The organism is Microbulbifer maximicatervae (SeqCode) (genome assembly GCF_052467615.1).
Genome location: NZ_CP174319.1, coordinates 4,994,223 through 5,017,355, shown reverse-complemented (window position 1 = coordinate 5,017,355; position 23,133 = coordinate 4,994,223). Strand labels below are relative to the sequence as shown.

Genomic DNA, 23,133 nt, shown 5'->3' with positions numbered 1-23,133 from the left:
GCACGGGCATAGGGAAATGCCACCAACATAAATTCGACAGAGATCGAATCATTTTGAGTTAGGTTTTTAAAAATTATTCTGCGATAAGAAAATAAAAAAGGAAAATTTATTAAATATCGCAGAATTAATATGACTTGCTGTGAGAATTGGAGATAACAATGGCTGAAACACTATCACTGGCAAAAAACGAACTGGTTGAACGAGCCAGTGAAGCAATGAAACAGCACCTCAGCACCCCCGAGTGGTCTCTGAGAGAAAAGCTTGCGCTGACTTGCCGAATTTTATTTAACGATGGTCACGACTCCGGCCTGGCTGGGCAAATTACCGCCCGCGCGGAAAAACCCGGTACTTATTACACCCAACGCCTGGGCCTCGGCTTCGATGAAATTACCTCATCCAACTTATTGGAGGTCAACGAAGACCTCGAAGTACTGTCCGGAGAGGGCATGGCCAATCCGGCCAACCGCTTTCACTCCTGGATCTACCGGGCGCGCCCCGATGTGAACTGTATTGTGCATACCCACCCCATGCACGTATGTGCACTTTCCATGCTGGAACGCCCGCTAAAGATTTCCCATATGGACGCCTGCATGTTGTATGAGGATATTGCCTTCCTCAAAGACTGGCCGGGTGTACCCGTGGGTAACAGCGAGGGCGAGCTGATTTCCGCCGCTATTGGGGACAAGCGCGCAATCCTACTGGGACACCACGGCCTGATTATGGCCTGTCGCTCTGTAGAGGAAGCCTGTGTAATGGCGGTTCAGTGCGAGCGCGCTGCCAAACTGCAAATATTGGCTGAATCAGCCGGCACCATCCAGGATATTGATCCCGAACTGGGCCGCGAAGCCCACGACTGGATTCTCCAGGAAAAACGCACGCAAGCGACTTTTGCTTACTTTGTGCGCCGCATGCAGAGAAAAGGTTATGGCGGCGGGGACGACCCATTAAGTTAAGTGCTTTTGTGCAATGGGCTAAAGCCCATTGCACTGCCGGCTGTCCCAATAATTACAGCTTGGCGATAACAACCGGAACGCCTCCCCTCCATTTCTCTCTGGTATTCGTTCAAGCTCCCACCCTCCTGTATAATCCCGCTCCATCATGCAGGGCTGGCGGTGAAGTCTCTTTTCCCCAGCCAGACGAGTTACCTGCGGCTACCATTTGTGGCGGAAGCGGAGGGCGTTAGCCCAGCCTTGGCCGGAATCGGCTAGAAACAAAAAACTCGTTAAAAATCATATAGATAAATGACTTAAAGGGCTCTATTTGCTATGGCTAGTTACTCCACTAACGAATTCAAGGGCGGCCTCAAGGTGATGCTGGACGGCGACCCCTGCTCAATCGTGGAAAACGAATTCGTCAAACCTGGTAAGGGCCAGGCGTTCAACCGCGTGAAGCTTCGCAACCTGAAAACCGGTCGCGTATGGGAGCGCACCTTCCGCTCCGGTGAAAGCCTGGAAGCTGCGGACGTGATGGATCGCGAAATGGAATACTTGTACAACGATGGCGAGTTTTACCATTTCATGGAGCCCGAGACTTTTGAACAGCACCAAGCCAGCAGCGATGCTGTGGGCGATGCTTCAAAATGGCTCAAAGAGCAGGATATCTGCACTGTAACCCTGTACAACGGCTCTCCGCTGGCAGTTACTCCACCCAACCACGTAATCCTGGAAATTACCGATACCGATCCGGGCCTGCGCGGAGACACCGCCCAGGGCGGCACCAAGCCGGCCACTTTGGCTACCGGCGCCGTTGTGAAGGTTCCTCTGTTCCTGGAAATCGGTGAAACCATCAAGGTAGACACCCGCACCGCCGAATACCTGGGCCGTGCCAAGGAAGACTAAGTACCTCCTCCCCTCGAGCGGCCTACGGCCGCTCGTCTCCAGAGCTACCCCCCATGAGCACAGATACCTGGCGCCCCACCGCCACTATTGCAGCCCTGCGCCAACGCGCTGCGCTACTCGCTGAAATACGCACATTTTTTGCTGAACGAAACGTTGTGGAAGCCGAAGTTCCGGTGCTATCCCAGCGCGCCACCAGCGACCCCCATATCGAGTCCATCACCACAGAGTGCCGGGGCAAAAACGCCTACCTGGCCACCAGCCCTGAATTTGGTTTAAAGCGTTTACTCGCCGCAGGACTCGGAGATTGCTACTACTTGGGCAAGGCTTTTCGCCAGGGCGAATCCGGCGGTCGACACAACCCCGAGTTCACCATGTTGGAGTGGTACCGCTGCGGTTGGGACGATCACCAACTGATGGAGGAGGTCGCCAAGCTGCTCTGCGGTATTTTGGCGACGGACCAGGTTCAGTCCCTCAGTTACCGGGAATTGTTTTTAAGGGAGCTGCAACTGGACCCCCACAGTGCCAGCGAAGCCGAGCTGATTTCCTGCGTTAAGCGGGAAATGGAATTGTCTTTTGTACCCCGCGAACGCAGTGAGTGCCTGGACCTGCTGATGAGCCACCGCCTGGAACCCACCATGAGTGAGGGCATCACCCTGCTCTACGACTTCCCCGCAGAGCAAGCGGCACTGGCAAAAGTCGTGGCGGACGAACAGGAGACCCCCGTAGCCAGGCGCTTCGAAGCCTATGTGGGTGGATTGGAACTGGCCAATGGCTATTGGGAGCTAACCGACAGCGCGGAACAGCAGCGCCGCTTTGAAAAGGATCTGGAATACCGCCGTGCTAACCAGCGCCCTCTACACCCCTTTGAAGAGCGTCTGGTTGCGGCCCTGGATCAAGGCATGCCCGAGTGCGCAGGGGTCGCGTTGGGAGTCGACCGACTACTGATGTTAAAAGCCGGCTACCAATCGATTGATGAAGTTATCGCCTTCCCTTTCAGTCGGGCTTAGCGGCCGCCGGCGCCGGAGTGTATTGATAGCGGGCAACCTCGCCAACTGCAAAAAAGCCACTATCGAGCAATAGCTGCTGACGATCCGCCGGCACTAAAGCTACAAGATTTTTATGGTGGCTACCCTGGGCAGCGGTTAGCAGATGCTTGAACAGGGCCCGACCAATCCCGCGATCCCGGTAATCCGGAAGTGTCACCAAGTCATAGAGCCCCAGTGCATCCGCTGCCGCAAACAGGCAACCGGCGGCCACCGGCACACCATCCAGGCTAGCGAGAAACAACTTCAACCGCCCGCGCCGCTGCTCGGGGATTTCCTGCAGGCCCTGATAGAAGTGCGTCAACTGTGCCCCCTCCAGCTCCCCTGCCGCCGCTGCCTGCACCGCGCCGTAATCAGGCAAGGCCTCCTTTTTCACCGCACTAATAGTCAGCTGTTCCACTACCGGAACCTCGGCAACGCTGAGTCGGGGTATCTCGGCGGCCATAGCTACCAGGGACTGGCGCCGCTTTAGCCCAAGTTCATCCAAAGCGTCATTGTCCAGGGGTTTGGTGGCACTGTGCCAAAGGGTGAAGGGGCTGTGCCGCTCGGCAAAATAATCCAGCGCAAAACGCTGAATAATGCGCGGCGGCATTACCATATTGGAAATCACCTGATTGAGCCCAATGGAAGGCAGGCCGCTATCACTGCGGACAATACCTGTAATTTCCTTGGTGCAATCCGGAGTTACAAGGCTCGCGCGGTAGTCCGCATAAGCCTCCAAATTTCGGCAGGTAAGATTTTTAGCGCTGAGACTATATTTCATGGGTCAAAGGATAGTGCCAAGAACAGTGCCGTTGCATCATTTCCCCAGTGATCCCAGCCCCGCAGCCGGTGTTCGCTACGGGGCCACATGCCTTACTTCTGTACTTGCGACAGGGCACACTGATCCATGGATAATGCCGGTTCAGCACAGGTGGCGGCCCCGACAACTTTTGCCGGCACTCCGGCCACTAACACCTTTGCCGGTACCGTTTTAAGAACCACACTTCCGGAAGCAATCTGGGCGCACTCGCCAATTTCAATGTTGCCCAGCACCTTGCTGCCCGCACCGATTAAAACCCCATGGCGGATTTTCGGATGGCGGTCCCCGCTCTCTTTGCCAGTGCCGCCCAGTGTAACGGACTGCATGATGGAAACATTGTTTTCCACTACAGCCGTTTCACCTATAACGATACCGGTCGCGTGATCCAGCAATATACCGTCACCCATACGCGCAGCCGGGTGAATATCCACACTGAATACGACAGAGACACGGTGCTGTAAGAACATAGCCAGGGAGCGGCGCTGCTGCTGCCACAGCCAGTGGGCCACACGGTGAACCTGCAAGGCGTGAAAGCCCTTAAAGTACAGGAAGGGCTCGTGCAGGGAGTGGCAGGCGGAATCCCGCAGGTAAATTGCGTTCAAATCCGCTCGCGCCGCATGCCCTATGGAGGGGTCAGCTTGTAGCGCCTCATCGATAACCTCGCGAATTAACAGCGCCGGTGCCACCGCATTGTCCAGCTTGTTGGCCAGGTGAAAGCTGAGCGCCGCCTCCAGGGAATTGTGGTTCAGGATGGTCGCGTGTAGAAAGCTGGCCAGGATCGGCTCCCGCTCTACCTGCTGCGCCACCTCTATACGAATCTTCTCCCAGATCAGATCCGCCTCAGCCTCAGTGCATGTCGCATCCATTATTGCTTTCTCCATGTTACACAGCCCCCAGGGTCAACGGGGGCTCCAGCAGCGCAGACTGCTGCTCGCGCAATGCCAGTATATGCTCTGCCCAGTAACGGGCAGTATTAAACCAGGGAAACGCCTGGGGAAAAGCCGGGTCCTGCCAGCGTCGCGCCAACCAGGCGGCGTGGTGCATCTGCCGCAGGCAGCGCAGAGGCTCCACCAGCTGCAACTGCTGGGGATCAAAACTATAGAAGGTTTCATAGCCTTCCAACACTGCATCCAGGTAAGCGGTTTGCTCTGCGCGATTGCCGGAAATCAACATCCAGATATCCTGGATCGCCGGCCCCATCAGGCAGTCGTCCAAGTCCACAAACCAGGGAGTCTCATCCCGCCACAGGAAGTTGCCACTGTGACAATCACCGTGCAAGCGCAGCATATCCCAGTCCCGCTCAAACAGCGGGGCTATCTGTTCGATAATGTGGCCCGTGACGGAAGCGTAGGCCTCGCAGTTCTCACGTGGCAGGAAATCTCCATTCAGGATAAATTCCCGGCTATCAATTGCGAATCGCTGCAAAGTGAGGGATGGGCGATAGCTGAAAGGTTTGGCGCTGCCGGCCGCATGAATGCGACCCAACATGGTCCCCACCTGCTCCAGGTGATCAAAGTTATCCAGCTCCAACTGGCGACCGCCCCGTCGGGGGAAAAGCGCAAAACGGAATCCAGCGGACTCCATCAGGGTGCGCCCATCAAACTGTATCGGTGCCACCACAGGAATTTCGGCCTCTGCCAACTCCAGAGTGAACTGGTGCTCCTCCATTATCTGCTCATCACTCCAGCGCCCCGGGCGATAGAACTTGGCAATCAACGGCTCGGCATCCTCAATACCCACCTGATAGACGCGGTTTTCATAACTGTTTAAAGGGAAAATACGCGCATCGGAAATCAGCCCGGTAGTCTCGACACAGTCGATCACCACGTCCGGCGTGAGGGCTTCATAGGGATGATGATTCGAGGTCATAGTGGGTACCAACTGGATTGCAGCTGGCTATGCTAACGCGGTCGCGGGGGCGGGGACAAACTGAGAAATGTGCCGCAAGCTAAAGCGGCCAACTCAAGGGGAGTTCACGCAGGACAGGAGCGGTGACACCACCCAATGCCAACCGCACAAAAAACTGGCTTAACCGCCATTTGCCCGCTGTTGCTGCAATAGCTGAACCATTTGGTCACGACCAAAGACTTCGGCAAAATCCTCTGCGGAGTGGCCGGCCTTATTCACCTGCTGTGAATCGCAATCCTGCTTTAGCAGGGTTCGTGCAAGGGCAAACTCACCGCGAAAAATCGCTGCCATCAGGGCAGTATTGCCACGGCGATCCTGGGCACAGGCATCTGCACCTCTCTGCAAAAGGTAATCCACAGCTTCCCCGTTGCCGTTGTAAGTGGCAATCATCAGTGCCGTATAACCTTTCGGGTTGCGTACATCCAGGGGGAAACCCGCTTGCGAAAATTCACGCAGCACCTCGGTATCACCAATCCTGGCTGCGGCAAAATAATACTGGGAGAGTTCGGTAAAATCAGATTCCGTTTTTTCCGGCTCCCCTGCTTGAACCCCCAGGGTAAGAAAGAGTAGTGCGAATAAAAATGATCTCATAATTTCACCTGTATAAATTTAGCGGGCGACAGAGGTCGCCCGCGCTTGGGTAAAAATTACCGGGCCAGTTTTTTCACGCGACTCAGATCGCCACCAACCGCTTTGGTTAAGCGCTGTCCGTAGTCCTTGTCCGCTTGGTAGAAGTGGCTCAGCATAATGTGCTTAGTGTTTTCATCACTCACTTTACCCAGATCACCAGCGAGGTTTTCAATCAGGTTCTGGCGCTCTTCAGGACTCAGGCTGCGGTAGAAAGCACCCGCCTGGGCAAAAGGCAGTTTCTTTTCAATGGCCTTTTGCTGGGTGCTGCCATTCAACGCCTTGTTGCTATAAAGACCTTTGGGGTCCTCGGTGCGCGCATCGATACGGCTCGGCTGATAGTTCACATCTGAAGTCTGTTGGCCGTAATTACCCGCCCCATCCTGGTTCCAGTTATTTACGGCAACACGGGGACGGTTGATAGGCAATTGCTGGTGGTTAGCCCCCAGGCGATACATTTGCGTATCGGAGTATGAGAATACGCGGCCCTGTAACAAGCGGTCTTCCGAAGGCTCAATACCCGGCACAATATTAGCTGGCGCAAACGCGGATTGCTCAGTTTCCTGGAAGAAATTTGTGGGCACACGATTGAGTGTCATGGTGCCAACTTTGGTTTCCTTCACGTCCAACCACATTTTGGTGGCGTCCAGGGGGTTGTAATTGAAGCTGTTAAGCTGGGAGGGCTTCAATACTTTAATAAACAGATCCCACTCGGGGTACTCGCCTTTTTCAATCGCGGCATACATATCGCGAGTTGCGTGGCTGAAGTCCTCGCTCTGAATTTCTGCTGCCTCTTCCGCAGTCAGGTTCTTAATGCCCTGGCGAGTTTTCCAGTGGAATTTCACATAGTTCACTTCACCCTTGTCATTGATAAATTTATAGGCGTGAACACCCCAGCCATCCATCTGGCGCAAGTTAGCCGGTGTACCGTAATCGGAATAGACCCAGCTCAGCATATGGGTAGATTCCGGCACATGGCTAAAGAAATCAAAGAAACGGTTGGGGTCCTGTTGATTAGTCACCGGGGAGGGCTTTAGGGAGTGAACCATATCCGGGAATTTAATCGCGTCGCGGATAAAAAATACCGGCAGGTTGTTACCCACTAAATCCCAATTGCCTTCTTCCGTATAAAACTTGGTGGCAAATCCACGGGGATCGCGCAGGGTTTCCGGGGAACCTTTTGAGTGGATTACTGTTGAAAAACGCACAAACACTGGCGTTTTACTACCGCGCTCAAACACCGCTGCGCGGGTTAAATCACTGAGGTCAGCCGTCGCAACAAATTCACCGTGAACACCAGTACCGCGCGCATGTACTACACGCTCGGGAATACGTTCACGGGCAAAACGCTGTAATTTTTGAATCAATTGAACATCTTGCAGCAAATTACCACCATTTTCTCCGGCGGTTTGTGCGTTCTGGTTGTCTCCGACTGGGGCGCCATTATCGCGAGTCAATGTCTCTGCATTGGCACCGCCTATCAGACCGATAGTTAATGCAAATAAGGGTAAGTATTTCATGGGATTATTTATCTCTACTGCCATCTCTATTACAGGAGTAGAGCTTATAGGGGAGAACAATAAGCGGGAAATTAGACCTTGTTATCGCTCTTATAGCAGAGATCAATAATAATGAGTCAGGAGGAGCAATTCAGAATTTCTGAGAAATCGGAAAAGGAAAAAAGTTTAATCAGATTTTTTTTGCCTGGGCATAAGATACCAAAGCACAGCAGCAATCAAAAAAAGTGCGGGAATATCTCCCATCAAATTAATCCGTTCTGTTTTATCCACCAATGCCTGCACCAACATAATGACGGCATGTACAAGGCTGGACCATATGGTAAACCAAATTAAACTGGTATTTGCGGCGGGATTTTTTGCAGCGCGTATCAAGAACACCCCCAGGGTGACATAAATACCGATAATCATTTGCTCGTATTCTGGCTGCCGTGGGGTCCAGCCCCACCCTTCCGGCCAAATCCACATCATCATCGGGTAAATCGCCAGAATAAAAAGCACTCCTACAACGACCAGTGCTATTGGCAGGCATTTTGCCCGGGCTGTCTCATTCATAATTTACTCCCAAATCTCGATCGACTTATTCCTGTAAGTCCCCCGGTAAATGACACACTACTTCCAGGTTGTGTCCATCGGGATCAAGTACGTAGGCGGCGTAATAATCCGGGTGATATTGTTCGTAGACAGCCGGTGCGCCATTGTCCTTGCCCCCGGCCTCCAGGGCCAAGCGATAGAATTCCCTGACCACTTGCCGCTCTTCAGCGCGAAAGGCGATATGCAATTGTGGAGTGGTGCTGGTCCCCCCACGAATCCAGAGTTCCGCTTTATCTGCCCAACCAAAGCCCGCCCAATCGTCAAACTCCATCACCAACTGGTATCCCAGTGGCATCAGCGCCTGCTGATAGAAGTCCTTACTGCGTTCATAGCTGTGCACATAAAGGCGGATATGATCAAGCATCGTATAAACCTTGGGAGGGAAGCGGATACTTCTGCAAGATAGCCTAGCGAGGGGAGTCACGCCGACTTTTAGACGTGCGAGACAAACAGGAGGTTGTGGCAGGTAGTTCACTTCATGCAGTCATACCCGCCACTGCAAGGTTGGGATTAAGGGGCGATATACCAGTGATAAATACCGTAAGAAGCGACGCCCAGACCAAAGAACAGCTGCCCCACCAACAAAACCCTGAAAGCGAAAGTGTATCGGGCCAAGTCACCTCGGCGAATGGCATCGTTGGAAAAAATTCTCGCTTCCTCAGGGAATCCCATTTCCAGGGTTTTCAGTGCCGGAACAGCAAGCTTGATAAGCTGGCGGCTGCGAATGTCCATCAGCCAAAATACGGTTACCAGTATGACCACAGACCCTCCCAGCAACGCCAGGATTAGAGGGTGGAAGTCTTTCTCCATAGCAGTGAAAATTCCGCCCTCAACAAACATGGTTAACACAACAAAAAAATTAAAAACCTTGAGGCGCTGATCGGCGGCGAAGCGGTAGTGATCGCAGAGGTACTGTCCCTGTTCCAAACGGAATCTCCTTAACTGTAAATACCCTTAAAACAATATCCGGAGTTAGAGGGTTACTAACTGCGCAAACCAGCAGGCATTTACTTGTCTATTTAGCTGAAAATGGCGCAAAAATCGGGGAGGAATTTAACCTCTTGCCCCAATGAAAAGGCCGGGCTATGCCCGGCCAATAAAACCTTCACGCGCCACACCTATGGTCAGCGATTTTCGCGGTGATCAATCAATGCGTCAACCACAGTGGGATCGGCAAGAGTGGAAACGTCTCCCAGATTGTCCAACTCATTGCAGGCAATCTTCCTCAGGATACGCCGCATGATTTTGCCAGAACGGGTTTTTGGCAGTGCTGGCGCCCATTGGATAAAGTCAGGCTTGGCAATTGGCCCTATCTCCTTGCGACAGAGTTCAATTAATTCTGCCTTAAGCTCATCACTGGGCTCATGACCGGATTTAAGCATCACAAAGGCATAGATCCCCTGCCCCTTGATATCGTGAGGATAACCTACCACCGCTGCCTCCGCCGTATCATTGTGCAGTACCAGGGCGCTCTCAATCTCAGCTGTTCCCAGGCGGTGTCCAGAGACATTTAACACATCATCAATGCGCCCCGTGATCCAGTAATAACCGTCACTATCGCGGCGGGCACCATCGCCAGTAAAGTAATAGCCGGGGAATGCGGAAAAATAAGTATCCAGCATTCGCTGGCGATTGCCGTACACATCCCGAATCATCGAGGGCCAGCTCTTTTTAATCACCAGAGAGCCCTCGCCCTCCCCTTCAATCTCCCGCCCTTCACTATCCAGCAGCGCGGGCTGTACCCCAAAAAAGGGCCGGGTTGCCGACCCGGGTTTCAGAGCCATGGCACCGGGCAGTGGAGTGATCATCTGCGCACCGGTTTCAGTCTGCCACCAGGTGTCCACAATCGGGCAGCGCTCATCGCCCACTACGCTGTAATACCACTCCCAGGCCTCCGGGTTTATCGGCTCACCCACGGTGCCTAAGAGTCGCAGGGAGCTGCGCTCGGCGGCTTTTACAAACTCGTCACCCGCTCCCATCAACGCCCGAATCGCTGTCGGCGCGGTGTAGAAAATATTGACCTGGTGCTTATCCACAACCTGCCAAAAGCGTGAAGCATCCGGGTAAGTGGGCACTCCCTCAAACATCAGGCTGGTGGCCCCGGCACACAATGGTCCATAGACGATATAGCTGTGCCCAGTGATCCAGCCCACATCGGCAGTACACCAGAAAATCTCACCCTCGCGATAATCAAAGGTATATTTGAAAGTCATGGTGGCCATCAGCAGATAGCCGGCAGTGGTATGCAGGACCCCTTTGGGTTTACCGGTAGAGCCAGAGGTATAAAGGATAAACAGCGGGTCCTCCGCTCCCATCACTTCAGGCGCGCAGTCCGGCTCCATCTCACCTATGGATTCGCCATACCAGATATCCCGCTTGCTATCCCAGTCTACCGGTGTGCCCGTGTGTTTAACCACAATGGCCGTATGCACATTAGGGCAGTCCACCAGCGCTTTATCCACATTGGCTTTCAGCGGTACTCGCTTACCGCCGCGAACCGCTTCATCAGCAGTGATCACCAGGCGACAATCGGAATCGAGAATACGGTCTTTCAGGGACACCGGGGAGAAACCACCAAATACTACCGAGTGCACAGCGCCGATACGGGCACAGGCGAGCATGGCGTAGGCCGCCTCCGGGATCATCGGCATATAAATACACACCCGATCTCCCTTTTTAACCCCCCGGGATTTCAGCAGGTTGGCCAAGCGACACACATTTTCGTACAGGCTCTGATAGCTGATTGCCTTACTATCAGCGGGATCATCTCCCTCCCACAGAATTGCGGTCTGCTCGCCACGGCTGGCCAGGTGCCGATCGATGCAGTTTACGGTTACGTTCAACTGGCCATCGGAGAACCAGGCGGTATGGCCTTTGTGCAGATCCTCCTCAAGAACCTGGGTGAACGGCTTGTCCCATTGCAAAAAGTCCTTGGCCTGTTGTGCCCAAAACGCCTCTGGGCTCTCTACCGACTGGCGGTACATTGTCTCGTAGTCTTCGGCGCTAATAAGCGCATTGGCAGCAAAACCGGGGGAGACTGGGCGGGTATGCACTTCAGACATCATCTTCTCCTTTATTATTAGCGTGGCATGGCTAGCCTAGAGAAATCTGAGTTTATTAGAGCTTTATTCTTGTCACTTTATAACATAGCCGCTGCGAAACAATCCCTCATCTCGAAATTTGGCATGGGGCGAGGACAATCCAACGCAGGCCTGAAAGGTGCAAGTTAATCAGACAAGCAAACAGTAAAAGATAGTTGATTAACAGCTCAATCACTTAGATCCAGACATCATTTTTCGCAGTTAGATCTCCACCGGCATCGCCCGTATTAACGACCCCTTTAGGCTCAATCAATAGTACTTCACATTCCTGTTCAGCTCTGGGTTTATGCTCCACACCCTTTGGTACTACCGTCATCTCACCAGGTCCAAGGGATATGACACTATCGCGAAACTCGATCTGCATATGCCCGGAAACTACAACAAACACCTCATCGGTATCGGGATGATCATGCCAGGTAAATTCACCCTGGATCTTAACCAATTTAAACTGGTAATCGTTCATCTCGGCAATCACTTTAGGGGACCAGTGCTCCGAGAACAGGTTCAATTTTTCTTTAAAATTGATAACTTTAGAATTCACTTTTATACCTACCTTTAATATGACTATATATCTGGAAAGCTTAGTTATCTCTGGATACTTCCAAAAGTTTCCTAAGCCTGCCCACAATATCCTGGTTAAATACCTGTATACCCTCCCTCCTCAGTAGTGCAGACACAACGCCAGAACCAACTATTTTCGCACCAGAAAAACTACCATCGTAAATATAATCACTACCACATGATGGGCTATTTTCCGTAAGTACTGCGTATTTAATATTGTGCTGCAGACATAGCTGTAATGCCCGTTTAGCTCCCCGTATAAATTGCTCAGTTAAGTCTTCTTTATTTATCCCTAAAACTTTGGCTGAGCCCGCTAAAACCTCTGCACCTCTACCGCCGCTAATCTCAGCCGGAACCCTGGGAACAGGCAGTCCGGCTGCAACCTCTGGACATAGAGGTACTATCTCTTGAGTTTCTATAATCCAATCGAAATGATTGTTATGGACCTCAACATGACTACCATTTTAACGCACAGCACACCCCAGCAGACAAGAACTCACTAATATTTTTGCCATATACACCTGCAACCAAAGTGGACACAATAGAAAACAATGTTTAAACGATGATTAGATTACCCAAATAGATTGCCCAAATAGATTGCCCAGCAAGTAAATTAAGACAGAAAACCGGCGAACCGAGACAAATAAATCCAAACTTAGCAAACGGCCTCTATATTAACTGACAAGAAAAATAAACCATGCAGCGCTCAATCTTTATTTTGATAATCTACCTGTCAATAATTCCTGTGGTTAATGCCAAACAACTGGCAATCACATTTGATGACGCTCCCCGCAAAGCCGACGGCTACTTTGACGGGCCCACTCGGGCCAAAACGCTCATTGAAAGCCTGGAACAGCATAAATTGGCAAAGTAGTCTTCTTTTCCAATACCCAATCATTCGATAAAGAAGGATTGGAACGGATGCACCGCTACGACAAGGCTGCGCATATTATTGGCAATCACACCCATAGCCATCCCAATTTTCTGGAAACAGGACTATCCACTTATCAAGCGGATTTTTTGCAGGCCCACCAGCTGCTTCAACAATTTGACAACTTTAAACCCTATTTCCGCTTTCCCTATCTGCGCGAGGGAGAAACTGTCGAAAAACGCGATGGTATCCGGGGTCTATTACAGGAAAATAACTATCAAAACGCCTATATCACCTTAAACAATTACGACTGGTATATCGAAGAACTTTTCCAAACAGCAGTGAGAGACGGAAAACCAGTTGATATGGAAAGACTCTCCAACTTTTATGTCGACGTTCTTATCGCGAGCATTAAGTACTACGACGATTTGGCAATTAAATATCTCGGGCGCTCCCCCAAACACGTCATACTGCTGCATGAAATGGATATCACAGCCCTGTTTATTGGCGATCTGGCCCAGCGGCTGAGGCAGGAGGACTGGGAAATAATTTCCCTGGAAGAAGCCTATAAAGATCCCATCGCGAAATACCAACTCACCCAACCGATTAAATACAACCCTGGAAGAATCGGCGAAATTGCTCTAGCTAAAGGACAAAAGAAAAATCTCTGGCATTACACCCTGGATGAGTCCTACCTGGAAAAGAGGATTAATCAGGAAGTGTTGTTAATGTCTGACCACTAAGCGGAGGGATGCTACAGGGCACAACGCCCTGTAGCTAAAAGAGTCAGGCTTCGGCTAGCTGAACCGGAATCGTATTAGTGCTGCGCTCTACCTTGTTGTTCTCATCCAGGTAGACCAGCTTGGGCTTGTGGTTATCGGCTTCGCCCTCTGTCATCTGCGCATAGGAAGCAATAATAATACGGTCACCCACCTGTACTCTGCGTGCAGCGGCACCGTTCATGGAGATAATACCGGAACCGCGCTCGGCGAGGATCACATAGGTGTGGAAGCGCTCGCCATTGCTCACATTGTAAATATCGATTTTCTCGAATTCACGCAGACCAGCCAGTTCTACCAGGTCCTCATCAATTGCACAGGAAACGTCATACCAGAGTTCGGCCTGAGTCACTGCGGCCATGTGCAACTTGCTCTTCAACATTTCAATTTGAATAGTTGGATACCCCTCAGAGTTCCAGGGAAACATTGTCGATCAGGCGCGCTGCACTGGTGTACATAGCTCCCAGGATCGTGATTTCTTTATCGTCATCTGCCGCTGGCTGTAAATCCTTGCTGTAACAGATGGAGAAGTAGTCAACTCAAAAGCCACTCTTTTCAATTCGCTTGCGCGTCCCTTTCTCAAGGTCGGCGAAATTGGAGGGAACGGGGCGGACATGCACTGCGGTTTTAAATCCACTGCACTGTGGCGGGGGCGGGGGCGGGGGCGGGGGAGAAAGCAAACATCCAACAAGAACTGATGAAAAATTTAAAGGTATTGCGCTGGGGCCAGACCGCAACAATAGAAAACAAATCAACTTAAGTTTGCCTGTACCGGGTTACCAGCCCGGTACATTTAACAGAGAAAACTAGCGAGATTGGAAAATAAGAAAGCGGTTATTACCTGAGTCGTTGATAATCAACTTATCTTCATAAGCGGTAATTCCGTCGGGCCATTTCAGCGTAGCAGCACTTGGCAACTCCCCCTCGTCAGCAATCCCATTTTGGTTGCTGTCGTTGAAGGCACTGCGATCAAAGTCTTCCTGCCCCAAGACAATATCTGCCGGAGCGAAGTTTTCCTGTGGCCACTGGTCCCAGATCAACACTCGGTTATTACCACCGTCCGCCACAAATAACTGAATGCCATTCGACCAGATACCCCGTTCGAATAAACTCAGGGTTTGTCGACTTGGGGGCAAGCCTTCACTGCTGACAAAATCTGCTTGCCCCAGGACTATATCCGCCGGAGCAAAGCTACTAGTCGGCATTGAGTTCCACAGGAGTATCCGGTTATTACCCGAGTCGGTGATGGCTAACTTTTCCCCATCGCTCCACACATCTTCGGGCATATCCAATGTGCGGACACTGGGCTGCAGAATCGAGCCATCTTGCTCACGATCGTTAGGGGTGCAGTTTTCCATTGTGGATTGGCCCAGCAGCCAATCCGGTGCCGCATCTTCCCACGAGGGCAAGTCATTCCATACCGCCACTCGAGCCATATACGGTGAAGCCGCAAAAACACGTCCCTCGTTAATAATCGCACTGGAATAGGTGCTAGGACCAAAGCAGAAATCCTGTATCACCTGGGTACTCGGCAACGCCCGGCCATCTTCAGGAATAGTGTCGTAAACGAAAACGCTGTAGCCATAATTAACAATCGAGGCAATAGAATAATTTATTAAAAGTTTTCCGCTATCAAAACTGATATTTGTGGGTCCGCCACCAAAATCTCCCCCGCTGCTTTCGTCAAGACTATCTTCATTGAGCGCTGCATTGGCCGGTGCTCCATTACTTGCGGGGATCGAATTAAAAATTAACACCCGATTATTTGCATAATCGGGTACGAACAACTTCCCCTCATCAGTGACGGCAGCGGAACCCTGGGGGCGCTCGCCAAGATTCTTTGCATTGATGGCCGTCAAAGTACTGGAAAAATCATCCTGGCCGATCACGACCTGCGCGCTGTCAAAATTCTCAAAGTACAATGGCACAGTGAAATTGTGCTGTTCAGCGGGAATATCCAGGCCAGCGGGGTCTTTGGCTTCAAGGTGCAGGCTGCGATCCTGCCCGGACAGCCAGCGGCTCTTGGGAGCTATCACCAAGGTATCGTCATTAAAGCGCGACTGGGACCAGGTCAGAGTGTATTCATCATCCAGCAAGGAACCGCTAATTTGCAGGCTGTCGCGATCCATCGACTCGGAAAACTGTACCGTGATTGCGCCATCCTTCTCCAAGCGTTCCAGCGTTGGAGATACACCGACTACCGAGGGGGCGATTTTTTGCACGGTATAGTGAGCGTCAACCTCTGCCATCTGGTTGCCGGCCGTATCCTGCGCGGCAATTGTCAAGGAAAGTTCTAGCCCCTCTGCCCACTCTGCTATCGGGGTTAAAATCAGGGTGTCCTGATCGACTTGAGAGAGCTCTCCCATTTCCTGCATGGCGCCACTTAGGGACACATCCTCCAGTGCCACCGCTTCGCTAAAATCCAGCAGTAGGGTGTCGGTTGCTGCAATAGAGGCTCCGCTGGCGGGAGTCAGTGTCATGCTCGGCGGAGTGGTATCCACAGGCGCAGGAACTTCACCACCACCGCTGCCACCGCTGCAGCCATAAAACGCGGAACTGATCGCCAGTACCAATGCGGCTTTGATAAGCTTGCTATCGCCTTTAAAAAACTTGCCTTCCACCACTGCCTCCTGCAGCCATTTAAATAGCTGACAGAGTATTCAGTCTTACCTGTTTATTGCCACAGCAGTCACTGCCAATCTGAAACCTTAAAATGACAAAACCTAACGGGCTGGTTGCTGCGTCACAAAAAAGAGAATTTTCAGGGACACTACGCTAATCGTACTGACATCGGTGTAGAAGCGCTCATCATTGCTCACATTGTAAATATTGATTTACTCGAATTCGCGCAGACCAGCCAGTTCTGCCAGGTCCTCATCAATTGCACAGGAAACGTCATACCAGAGTTCGGCCTGAGTCACTGCGGCCATGTGCAACTTGCTTTTCAACATTTCAATTTGAATAGTTGGATACCCCTCAGAGTTCCAGGGAAACATTGTCGATCAGGCGCGCTGCACTGGTGTACATAGCTCCCAGGATCGTGATTTCTTTATCGTCATCTGCCGCTGGCTGTAAATCCTTGCTGTAACAGATGGAGAAGTAGTCAACTCAAAAGCCACTCTTTTCAATTCGCTTGCGCGTCCCTTTCTCAAGGTCGGCGAAATTGGAGGGAACGGGGCGGACATGCACTGCGGTTTTAAATCCACTGCACTGTGGCGGGGGCGGGGGCGGGGGAGAAAGCAAACATCCAACAAGAACTGATGAAAAACTTAAAGGTATTGCGCTGGGGCCAGACCGCAACAATAGAAAACAAATCAACTTAAGTTTGCCTGTACCGGGTTACCAGCCCGGTACATTTAACAGAGAAAACTAGCGAGATTGGAAAATAAGAAAGCGGTTATTACCTGAGTCGTTGATAATCAACTTATCTTCATAAGCGGTAATTCCGTCGGGCCATTTCAGCGTAGCAGCACTTGGCAACTCCCCCTCGTCAGCAACCCCATTTTGGTTGCTGTCGTTGAAGGCACTGCGATCAAAATCTCCCTGCCCCAAGACAACATCTGCTGGAGCGAAATTTTCCTGTGGCCACTGGTTCCAGATCAACACTCGGTTATTTTCGCCGTCCACCACAAAAAGCTGAATGCCGTTAGACCAGATACCCCGCTCTAACAAACTCAGGGTTTGTCGACTCGGGGGCTGACTTTCATCACTGACAAAATCTGCTTGCCCCAAAACTATATCCGCCGGAGCAAAGCTACTAGTAGGCATTGAGTTCCACAGAAGTACCCGGTTATTTTCCGAGTCGGTGATAGCTAACTTTTCTCCATCGCTCCACACATCTCCGGGCGTAGCCAATGTGCGAGCACTGGCCTGCATAACCGAGCCATCTTGCTCACGGTCGTTAGGGGTGCAGTTTTCCAGTGTGGATTGGCCCAGCAGCCAATCCGGTGCCGCATCTTCCATTGAGGGCAAGTCATCCCACACCACCATTCGAGCTTTAGACCACGAGGCCGCGAATACGCGTCCCTCCGCAATCATTGCACTGGAATATACGGAGCCGTTACCCTGGCAGCTGTCCTGCGGCAGTTTGGCACTAGGCAGTGCCCGACCATCTTCGGGAATAGTATCGTAAACAAAAATACTGTGGCCCCGAGTACCAAACAAGTAATTTATTAAAAGTTTTCCACTATCAAAACTTATGCTTGTGGGCCCGCCACCAAACTCTCCCCCGCTGCTATCGTCAAGACTATCTTTGTTAAGCGCCGCATTGGCCGGCGCTCCATTGCTTGTGGGGACCGAATTAAAAATTAACACCCGATTATTTGTATAATCGGGTACGAACAACTTCCCCTCATCAGTAACGGCAGCGGAACCCAGGGGCCCCTCGCCAAGATTTTTTGCATTGATGGCCGTCAAAGTACTGGAAAAATCATCCTGGCCTATCACGACCTGCGCACTGTCAAAATTCTCAAAGTACAATGGCACAGTAAAATTGTGCTGTTCAGCGGGGAGATCCAGGCCAGCGGGATCTTTGGCTTCAAGGTGCAGGCTGCGATCCTGCCCGGACAGCCAGCGGCTCTTGGGAGCTATCACCAAGGTGTCGTCATTAAAGCGCGACTGGGACCAGGTCAAAGTGTATTCATCATTCAGCAACAAACCGCTAATTTGCAGGCTGTCGCGATCCATCGACTCAGAAAACTGTACCGTGATTGCGCCATCCTTCTCCAAACGCTCCTGTGCTGGGGATACACTGACTACGGAAGGGGCAATTTCATCCACGGTATAGTGAGCATCAACCTCTGCCATCTGGTTGCCAGCCGCATCCTGCGCGGCAATTGTCAGGGAGAGTTCTAGTCCCTTTGCCCACTCCGCTATCGGGGTTAAGATCAGGGTGTCCTGATCGACTTGAGAGAGCTCTCCCATTTCCTGCATGGCGCCACTTAGGGACACATCCTCCAATGCCACCGCTTCGCTAAAATCCAGCAGTAGGGTGTCGGTTGCTGCAATAGAGGCCCCGCTGGCGGGAGTCAGTGTCAGGCTCGGCGGAGTGGTATCCACAGGCGCAGGATCTTCACCACCACCGCTGCCACCGCTGCCACCGCTGCAGCCATAAAACGCGGAACTGATCGCCAGTACCAATGCGGCTTTGATAAACTTGCTATCGGCTTTAAAAAACTTGCCTTCCACCACTGCCTCCTGCAGCCATTTAAATAGCCAACAGGGTATTCAGTCTTACCTGTTTATTGCCACAGCAGTCACTGCCAATCTGGACCCTAAAAATGACAAAACCTAACAGGCTGGGTGCTGCGTCACAAAAGGATAATTTTCAGGGACACTGCGCTAATCGTACCGACATCTGGCAGCCACCGGCTTCGCCGGTATTAATCAACCTACAGGGCCTAACTGTGACCAATGCCCTTTTTGCCGATCTAATTTTATTAATGCTAACAACTTAGTTAGCTCTGGATGCACTTATCAATTCTCTAAGTTGCCCAACAGTATGTTGACTAAAAACTATTATTCCCGCCCGTTGAAGAAGCGCAGATACAACACCAGAACCCATTATTTTTGTTCCTGAAAAACTGCCATCGTAAATATAGTTACTTCCGCAAGAGGGACTATTTTCCGTAAGCACTGCATACTGGATATTGTGTTTCCTGCATAATTCCAGAGCCAGTTTGGCCCCCAGCATAAATTGCTCAGTTAGATCTGTTCTATCACTACCTATAACCCCGGCAGTTCCATCTAACACCTCTGTTCCATTTGCGCCACAGATCTCAGCCGGCACCCTCGGAATAGGCAATCCCGCCGCCACTTCCGGACACAAGGAAACAATTTCCTGAGTATCCACAAGCCACTCAAAATCATCGCTACAAGCCTCAACACTACTACCGTCATAGCGCACGGCGCAGTTCAAAAGGCAGGAACTAACAAGTATTTTGGCCATATACATCTGAAGCTATAGTGGACACAATAGGAAGCCGAACTCTACCGCAACTGAGCCTAGGCTACTGGACAACGCAGGTTATCTGACCAGTAAATTAAGACAGAAAACCTGAATAGAAGGACAACTAAATCCTAGCCTGGCGAACAGCTCGTAATTAAACTCATTAGAGTAATAAACCATGCAGCGTTCAGTCATATTATTGATAATTTACTTATTGGCAATCCCAGTCGCTAACGCCAAACAACTGGCAATTACTTTCGATGATGCCCCCCGTAAAGCCGATGGTTATTTTGATGGACCAACTCGGGCCAAAACATTAATTGAAAACATAGAAGAATATAAAGTTGGCAAAGTAGCCTTCTTTTCCAATACTCAATCCTTCGATAAGGAAGGGGTGGAGCGGATGAACCGCTACGATAAGGCTGGGCATATTATTGGCAATCACACCCATAGCCATCCCAATTTTCTGGAAACAGGGCTATCCACTTATCAAGCGGATTTTTTGCAGGCCCACCAGCTGCTTCAACAGTTTGACAACTTTAAACCCTATTTTCGCTTTCCCTATCTGCGCGAGGGCGAAACTGTCGAAAAACGCGATGGTATCCGAGATCTACTACAGAAAAATAACTATCAAAACGCCTATATCACCTTAAATAACTACGACTGGTATATCGAAGAACTTTTCCAAACGGCAGTAAAAGATGGGAAAGCAGTTGATATGGAAAGACTCTCCAACTTTTATGTCGACGTTCTTATGGCGAGCATTAAGTACTACGACGATATGGCAATTAAATATCTCGGGCGCTCCCCAAAGCACGTCATACTGTTGCATGAAATGGATATTTCAGCCCTGTTTATTGGTGATCTGGCTGAACGACTGAGGAAGGAAGGCTGGGAGATAATTCCTTTAGAGGAGGCCTATCGGGACCCCATCGCCAAATACCAACTCGCCCAACCGATTAAATATAACCCTGGCAGAATCGGCGAAATCGCTTTAGCTAAGGGACAAAAGAAAAATCTCTGGCATTACACCCTGGACGAGTCCTACCTGGAAAAGAGGTTTAATCAGGAAGTGTTATTAATGTCTGGTCAATAAGCGGCGGGGATGCTACAGGGCACAACGCCCCGTAGCGAAAAGAATCAGGCTTCGGCTAGCTGAACCGGAATAGTATTAGTGCTGCGCTCTACCTTGTTGTTCTCATCCAGGTAGACCAGCTTGGGCTTGTGGTTATCGGCTTCGCCCTCTGTCATCTGCGCATAGGAAGCGATAATAATGCGGTCACCCACCTGCACTCTACGTGCAGCGGCGCCGTTCATGGAAATAATACCGGAACCGCGCTCGGCGAGGATCACATAAGTGTGGAAGCGCTCACCATTGCTCACATTGTAAATATCGATCTTCTCGAATTCGCGCAGGCCAGCCAGCTCTACCAGGTCCTCATCAATTGCACAGGAACCGTCATACCAGAGTTCGGCCTGAGTCACTGCGGCCATGTGCAACTTGCACTTCAACATTTCAATTTGCATAGTTGGATGCCCCTCAGAGTTTCAGGGAAACATTGTCGATCAGGCGCGCTGCACTGGTGTACATAGCTCCCAGGATCGTGATTTCTTTATCGTCATCTGCCGCTGGCTGTAAATCCTTGCTGTAACAGATGGAGAAGTAGTCAACTCGAAAGCCACTCTCTTCAATTCGCTTGCGCGCCTCTGTCTCGAGGTCGGCGAAATCCCGGCGTCCAGCCACAATTTCATCCTTAGCCCAGTTAAGTAACTGGTTGAGTACAGCAACCTTCGGTCGCTCTTCCGCAGTGATATAACCATTGCGAGAGCTCATTGCCAAGCCATCTTCCTCACGATGCACCGGCGCCGCCACAATTTCCACCGGCATACACAGGTCTTCCACCATACGGCGGATCACTGCTAACTGCTGGAAATCCTTAATCCCGAAAATAGCCTTATCCGGCTGCACAATGTTGAAAAGCTTCGAAACTACGGTGGTGACCCCTTCAAAGTGACCCGGTCGGCTGGCGCCGCACAGGACATCGGTCATCGCCGGACAAACCACGCGGGTCTGCTGGTCCATGCCGTTGGGGTAAATCTCACTCTCATCCGGATGGAACAGGAAGTCACAGTCCGCTTCCCGCAGGCTGGCCATATCCCGCTCCATAGTGCGCGGATACTTATCCCAATCCTCATTCAAACCGAATTGCAGTCGGTTGACGAAGATGGATACCACAACCAGATCGCAGTGTTGCTGGGCGATTTTGACCAGTTCTATATGGGCATCGTGCAGATTGCCCATGGTTGGCACAAAGCCGACGGTCTTGCCGTCTTTGCGGGCCTGGGCCAGCGCTTCGCGCAGACTTGCTACGTGGTGGAAGACTTGCATCTTGCTACCGCTCACTATGAATCAGCGCGGCATCATACTCGCTGAGACCAGGTGTCTCAACATAGCAAAATTGCCGCTCTCAATAAGATTTCGCCGCAGAATCCAGCCTGTGGCCCCGCCAGACAATCTCTGCCCATATCTGAACTATTAGTCACAATCTACACCGTCGATTGCCGCCGAATTTTACCCCATTCAGTTCAGGAAGTGTTCAGACCCGCCAGGGCAAACTTCACGCCAAGATACACAAAAGACCTGATCTGAAAGAAAAGAGCCCCACGCTCGGGAGAGATGTTATGAAACACCTCACTACTGCCATCGCCACCCTAAGCCTGCTGCTGATCGCAGCACCCGCCCTGTCCGAGTCACATCGCGGGCACCAGCGCGCCATGGACGACCACCACAAATATGGAAGAGCCGAACGCGAGCAGCGCCACTTAAAGAAACAGCACGACAAGCATCACGACCGCCAGCAGGAAAAGAAACGCCGCAGACAAGAGCGCAAGAAAGAAGAGCGCAGACGTGAACGCAGAGAGGAGCGCCAGCACCGCCGCGAAGTTCGCCACGCCTATAAAGAGGGCTACAACAAAGGCTATAACAAAGGGCATAGAAAAGGCCACAAGCAGGGCCACCGCCACGAATATCGCGCGGCACACAGACCTGTTTACCGCCACGGTTATCGCGGCCACCGCCCCCACTACCGTCCCTCGCACTACGGTTATGGATACCGCTGGCGCCACCTGCCGCGTAATTTCGTCAGTATCAGTATCGGAACAGCGGGCTTCTACTATAGCGATGGAATTTTTTATCGCCCGGCTTCTCACGGCTACGTAGTAGCCCAGGCCCCCCACGGCGCCATCGTGCACAGCCTGCCAGCATCAGCACTGACCGTGGTAGCCGGTGGACACAATTACTACGTGGCCTATGACACCTACTACCTGTGGGACCATAGCCACCGCGGCTACCGGGTTGTCCCCAAGCCGACCTATTACTGATTACCCAATCCCCCCCTCCCTGCGGCCCTCGGGCCGCCTTTTTTTACTCAAATTTGCGCAGATCAATCACCTTCTTAAGCCCCCTGTCGCAGAGTGCAAAAGAGCTGGCCATCCACTCGCTCCCCATTTACTTTTCAGTGCGCAAAAATTAGCGTTTTTTTATC

At 51.5% G+C, this 23,133-nt stretch carries 25 protein-coding genes and 2 pseudogenes; 7 read left to right on the top strand and 20 right to left on the bottom strand.

All coding sequences use genetic code 11. From position 1 onward, the window contains the following. The first annotated feature begins 158 nt into the window (after positions 1-158). From ACJJIM_RS22095 to epmA, 3 genes are all read left to right on the top strand, one after another. Positions 159-953, top strand: a complete 795-nt coding sequence (locus tag ACJJIM_RS22095; RefSeq protein WP_444911975.1) for an aldolase — start codon at positions 159-161, stop codon at positions 951-953. 312 nt (positions 954-1,265) lie between these two features. Beyond that, entirely contained in the window at positions 1,266-1,838 is a 573-nt protein-coding gene (efp, locus tag ACJJIM_RS22090; RefSeq protein ID WP_108731510.1) for an elongation factor P, read from the top strand. Between the two features lie 53 nt (positions 1,839-1,891). Beyond that, positions 1,892-2,845 carry an EF-P lysine aminoacylase EpmA gene (gene epmA / locus ACJJIM_RS22085; protein WP_444906576.1) on the top strand — a complete coding sequence of 318 codons (954 nt, stop codon included), beginning with the start codon at positions 1,892-1,894 and terminating at the stop codon, positions 2,843-2,845. On the opposite strand, the gene ACJJIM_RS22080 is transcribed toward epmA, so the two are convergent. The 11 genes and pseudogenes from ACJJIM_RS22080 to ACJJIM_RS22030 all read right to left on the bottom strand — a co-directional run. Further along, complete coding sequence (locus tag ACJJIM_RS22080) at positions 2,832-3,644, bottom strand: GNAT family N-acetyltransferase (protein ID WP_444911974.1); 813 nt, start codon at positions 3,642-3,644, stop codon at positions 2,832-2,834. The two genes, epmA and ACJJIM_RS22080, sit on opposite strands and share 14 nt — an antisense overlap. 92 nt (positions 3,645-3,736) lie before the next feature. Then, positions 3,737-4,564, bottom strand: coding sequence for a serine O-acetyltransferase (cysE, locus tag ACJJIM_RS22075; protein WP_413664156.1), 828 nt, complete (start codon positions 4,562-4,564; stop codon positions 3,737-3,739). A gap of 1 nt (position 4,565) precedes the next feature. Next, positions 4,566-5,552 carry a serine/threonine protein kinase gene (locus tag ACJJIM_RS22070; RefSeq protein WP_444911973.1) on the bottom strand — a complete coding sequence of 329 codons (987 nt, stop codon included), beginning with the start codon at positions 5,550-5,552 and terminating at the stop codon, positions 4,566-4,568. 159 nt (positions 5,553-5,711) lie between these two features. Next, on the bottom strand, positions 5,712-6,182 hold the full coding sequence (locus ACJJIM_RS22065) for an ankyrin repeat domain-containing protein (RefSeq protein ID WP_413664155.1): 471 nt from the start codon (positions 6,180-6,182) through the stop codon (positions 5,712-5,714). Positions 6,183-6,238: 56 nt separating this feature from the next. Then, complete coding sequence (locus tag ACJJIM_RS22060; protein ID WP_444911972.1) at positions 6,239-7,738, bottom strand: catalase; 1,500 nt, start codon at positions 7,736-7,738, stop codon at positions 6,239-6,241. A gap of 165 nt (positions 7,739-7,903) precedes the next feature. Continuing rightward, positions 7,904-8,290 carry a DUF6632 domain-containing protein gene (locus ACJJIM_RS22055; protein WP_413664153.1) on the bottom strand — a complete coding sequence of 129 codons (387 nt, stop codon included), beginning with the start codon at positions 8,288-8,290 and terminating at the stop codon, positions 7,904-7,906. A gap of 25 nt (positions 8,291-8,315) precedes the next feature. Then, complete coding sequence (locus tag ACJJIM_RS22050; protein ID WP_413664152.1) at positions 8,316-8,693, bottom strand: VOC family protein; 378 nt, start codon at positions 8,691-8,693, stop codon at positions 8,316-8,318. Positions 8,694-8,839: 146 nt separating this feature from the next. Next, positions 8,840-9,256, bottom strand: a complete 417-nt coding sequence (locus ACJJIM_RS22045) for a hypothetical protein (RefSeq protein ID WP_282930221.1) — start codon at positions 9,254-9,256, stop codon at positions 8,840-8,842. Between the two features lie 197 nt (positions 9,257-9,453). Beyond that, positions 9,454-11,391: an acetate--CoA ligase gene (acs, locus tag ACJJIM_RS22040; RefSeq protein WP_413664151.1), complete on the bottom strand. Its 1,938-nt coding sequence runs from the start codon at positions 11,389-11,391 to the stop codon at positions 9,454-9,456. A 214-nt stretch (positions 11,392-11,605) separates the two neighbouring features. Next, positions 11,606-11,971 carry a cupin domain-containing protein gene (locus ACJJIM_RS22035; RefSeq protein ID WP_413664150.1) on the bottom strand — a complete coding sequence of 122 codons (366 nt, stop codon included), beginning with the start codon at positions 11,969-11,971 and terminating at the stop codon, positions 11,606-11,608. 40 nt (positions 11,972-12,011) lie between these two features. Further along, positions 12,012-12,437 (bottom strand): annotated as a pseudogene (locus ACJJIM_RS22030) (DUF523 domain-containing protein); the annotation flags it as partial. A 251-nt stretch (positions 12,438-12,688) separates the two neighbouring features. Here ACJJIM_RS22030 and ACJJIM_RS22025 point away from each other — a divergent pair. Continuing rightward, a complete protein-coding gene (locus ACJJIM_RS22025; RefSeq protein WP_413664149.1) occupies positions 12,689-12,865 on the top strand; it encodes a hypothetical protein in 177 nt (58 codons plus the stop codon). Positions 12,866-12,912: 47 nt separating this feature from the next. Then, positions 12,913-13,605, top strand: a complete 693-nt coding sequence (locus ACJJIM_RS22020; protein WP_413664148.1) for a polysaccharide deacetylase family protein — start codon at positions 12,913-12,915, stop codon at positions 13,603-13,605. A 43-nt stretch (positions 13,606-13,648) separates the two neighbouring features. On the opposite strand, the gene panD (ACJJIM_RS22015) is transcribed toward ACJJIM_RS22020, so the two are convergent. The 7 genes and pseudogenes from panD (ACJJIM_RS22015) to ACJJIM_RS21985 form a co-directional block, all read right to left on the bottom strand. Next, a complete protein-coding gene (gene panD / locus ACJJIM_RS22015; RefSeq protein ID WP_413665832.1) occupies positions 13,649-14,035 on the bottom strand; it encodes an aspartate 1-decarboxylase in 387 nt (128 codons plus the stop codon). 13 nt (positions 14,036-14,048) lie between these two features. Next, complete coding sequence (locus ACJJIM_RS22010) at positions 14,049-14,165, bottom strand: hypothetical protein (protein ID WP_413665831.1); 117 nt, start codon at positions 14,163-14,165, stop codon at positions 14,049-14,051. 282 nt (positions 14,166-14,447) lie between these two features. Further along, on the bottom strand, positions 14,448-16,262 hold the full coding sequence (locus ACJJIM_RS22005; RefSeq protein WP_444911971.1) for an Ig-like domain-containing protein: 1,815 nt from the start codon (positions 16,260-16,262) through the stop codon (positions 14,448-14,450). 216 nt (positions 16,263-16,478) lie between these two features. Continuing rightward, positions 16,479-16,604: pseudogene (locus tag ACJJIM_RS22000) on the bottom strand (aspartate 1-decarboxylase); the annotation flags it as partial. 13 nt (positions 16,605-16,617) lie between these two features. Next, positions 16,618-16,734, bottom strand: coding sequence for a hypothetical protein (locus tag ACJJIM_RS21995; protein ID WP_413665831.1), 117 nt, complete (start codon positions 16,732-16,734; stop codon positions 16,618-16,620). Between the two features lie 276 nt (positions 16,735-17,010). Further along, positions 17,011-18,828, bottom strand: a complete 1,818-nt coding sequence (locus ACJJIM_RS21990; protein WP_444911970.1) for an Ig-like domain-containing protein — start codon at positions 18,826-18,828, stop codon at positions 17,011-17,013. Between the two features lie 265 nt (positions 18,829-19,093). After that, positions 19,094-19,588, bottom strand: coding sequence for a DUF523 domain-containing protein (locus tag ACJJIM_RS21985; RefSeq protein WP_413664145.1), 495 nt, complete (start codon positions 19,586-19,588; stop codon positions 19,094-19,096). Positions 19,589-19,766: 178 nt separating this feature from the next. Between ACJJIM_RS21985 and ACJJIM_RS21980 the strand changes: the two genes are divergently transcribed. Further along, positions 19,767-20,684, top strand: coding sequence for a polysaccharide deacetylase family protein (locus tag ACJJIM_RS21980; protein ID WP_413664144.1), 918 nt, complete (start codon positions 19,767-19,769; stop codon positions 20,682-20,684). 44 nt (positions 20,685-20,728) lie between these two features. On the opposite strand, the gene panD (ACJJIM_RS21975) is transcribed toward ACJJIM_RS21980, so the two are convergent. Together panD (ACJJIM_RS21975) and panC are read right to left on the bottom strand one after the other, a co-directional pair. Then, a complete protein-coding gene (panD, locus tag ACJJIM_RS21975; protein WP_413664143.1) occupies positions 20,729-21,115 on the bottom strand; it encodes an aspartate 1-decarboxylase in 387 nt (128 codons plus the stop codon). Between the two features lie 13 nt (positions 21,116-21,128). Continuing rightward, the gene (panC, locus tag ACJJIM_RS21970; protein WP_413664142.1) at positions 21,129-21,977 is read right to left on the bottom strand and encodes a pantoate--beta-alanine ligase; all 849 of its coding nucleotides are present in this window, start codon (positions 21,975-21,977) and stop codon (positions 21,129-21,131) included. 293 nt (positions 21,978-22,270) lie between these two features. On the opposite strand from panC, the gene ACJJIM_RS21965 reads away from it, so the two are divergent. Then, positions 22,271-22,969 (top strand): DUF6515 family protein, encoded by a 699-nt coding sequence (locus tag ACJJIM_RS21965; RefSeq protein WP_413664141.1) that lies wholly within the window; start codon positions 22,271-22,273, stop codon positions 22,967-22,969. The last annotated feature ends 164 nt before the right edge of the window (positions 22,970-23,133 follow it).